The sequence below is a fragment of the Sodalis sp. dw_96 genome (assembly GCF_018449575.1).
GTDB lineage: Bacteria > Pseudomonadota > Gammaproteobacteria > Enterobacterales > Enterobacteriaceae > Acerihabitans.
Genome location: NZ_JAAVUT010000045.1, coordinates 1 through 2,358 on the forward strand (window position 1 = coordinate 1; position 2,358 = coordinate 2,358).

1 protein-coding gene is annotated in these 2,358 nt (G+C 57.2%); it reads left to right on the forward strand.

Annotation, left to right across the window (positions count from 1 at the left end):
• The coding region (gene adhE / locus HB631_RS26670; protein WP_213994194.1) for a bifunctional acetaldehyde-CoA/alcohol dehydrogenase at positions 1-2,358 on the forward strand (2,358 nt) is incomplete at both ends.

The following is a 2,358-nucleotide window of genomic DNA, read 5'->3' on the forward strand; positions in this document are numbered from 1 at the left end:
AAAAGCCCAGCGCGAATATGCCAACTTTAGCCAGGAGCAGGTGGACAAGATTTTCCGCGCCGCCGCGCTTGCCGCTGCCGATGCCCGTATTCCCCTTGCCAAAATGGCCGTCGAGGAATCCGGCATGGGCATCGTGGAAGACAAGGTGATCAAAAACCACTTCGCTTCCGAATATATTTATAACGCCTATAAAGATGAAAAAACCTGCGGCATCCTGGCCCGGGACGATACCTTCGGCACCATCACCATTGCCGAACCCATCGGCATCATCTGCGGCATCGTACCGACGACAAACCCCACGTCCACCGCTATCTTCAAAGCGCTCATCTGCTTGAAAACCCGCAACGGCATCGTTTTCTCACCGCATCCGCGGGCCAAGAAAGCCACCAACAAAGCCGCCGAAATTGTCCTGAAAGCCGCCATTGCCGCCGGCGCGCCGAAAGACATCATAGGCTGGATTGATGAACCCACCGTTGAACTCTCCAACCAGCTTATGCACCATCCGCTGGTTAACCTCATCCTCGCCACCGGCGGACCGGGCATGGTGAAAGCCGCCTACAGCTCGGGTAAACCCGCCATCGGCGTCGGCGCCGGCAATACCCCGGTCGTGGTGGATGAAACCGCCGATATCAAACGGGTGGTGGCCTCCATCCTGATGTCCAAAACCTTCGATAACGGCGTCATCTGCGCCTCCGAACAGTCGGTTATCGTCGTGGACGAAATCTATGACGCGGTGCGTGAACGCTTTGCCAGCCACGGCGGCTACATGCTGCGCGGCGAAGAGCTGAAAGCGGTTCAGGGCATCATCCTGAAAAACGGCGGGCTGAATGCCGGTATCGTCGGTCAGCCGGCGGTGAAAATCGCCGCCATGGCCGGGTTAACCGTACCGGGCACCACCAAGGTGCTGATTGGCGAAGTCACCGTAGTGGACGAAACCGAACCTTTTGCCCATGAAAAACTCTCGCCGATGCTGGCCATGTATCGCGCCAAAAACTTTGAAGACGCGGTGACCAAAGCGGAAAAACTGGTGGAAATGGGCGGTATCGGCCATACCTCCTGCCTCTATACCGATCAGGACAATCAAACCGAACGTGTGAACTTCTTCGGCGAAACCATGAAGACCGCCCGTATTCTGATTAACACCCCGGCTTCACAGGGCGGTATCGGCGACCTTTACAACTTCAAACTGGCTCCGTCCCTGACGCTGGGCTGCGGCTCCTGGGGCGGTAACTCGATCTCCGAAAACGTCGGACCGAAACACCTGATCAATACCAAAACCGTGGCCAAGCGAGCTGAAAATATGATGTGGCATAAGCTTCCCAAATCCATCTATTTCCGTCGTGGTTCATTGCCGATTGCCCTGGATGAAGTGGCCAGCGACGGCGCCAAACGCGCCTTTATCGTGACGGACCGTTATCTGTTCAACAACGGCTATGCCGACCAGATCACCTCGGTACTGAAAGGCCACGGTATTGAAACCGAAGTCTTCTTCGAAGTGGAAGCGGACCCGACCCTGAGCATCGTGCGCAAAGGCGCCGAACAGATTATGTCCTTCAAACCGGATGTCATCATTGCCCTGGGCGGCGGCTCGCCGATGGATGCCGCCAAGATCATGTGGGTCATGTATGAACACCCCGGCACCCCGTTCGAAGAGCTGGCGCTGCGTTTTATGGATATCCGTAAACGTATCTACAAGTTCCCGAAAATGGGCGTTAAAGCTCAAATGATCGCCATCACCACCACCTCCGGCACCGGTTCGGAAGTGACCCCGTTCGCCGTGGTCACCGACGATGCCACCGGCCAGAAATATCCTTTGGCGGATTATGCCCTGGTGCCGAGCATGGCGATTGTCGATGCCAACCTGGTGATGAACATGCCGAAATCCCTCTGCGCCTTCGGCGGACTGGATGCGGTGACCCATGCACTGGAAGCCTATGTGTCCATTATGGCCACCGAGTTTTCCGACGGCCAGGCGCTGCAGGCCATCAAGCTGCTCAAAGAGTTCCTGCCGGCCAGCTATCATGAAGGGGCTAAAAACCCGGTGGCCCGTGAACGTGTGCATAACGCCGCCACCATCGCCGGCATCGCGTTTGCCAACGCCTTCCTGGGCGTCTGTCACTCCATGGCCCATAAGCTGGGTTCGGAATTCCACATTCCCCATGGCCTGGCCAACGCCATGCTGATTTCCAACGTGATCCGCTACAACGCCAACGACAACCCCACCAAACAGGCGGCATTCAGTCAGTATGACCGTCCGCAGGCCCGTCGTCGTTATGCCGAAGTGGCCGACCATCTGGGCCTGAGCAAACCGGGCGACCGTACCGCGCAGAAGATTGAAAACCTGCTGACCTGGCTGGA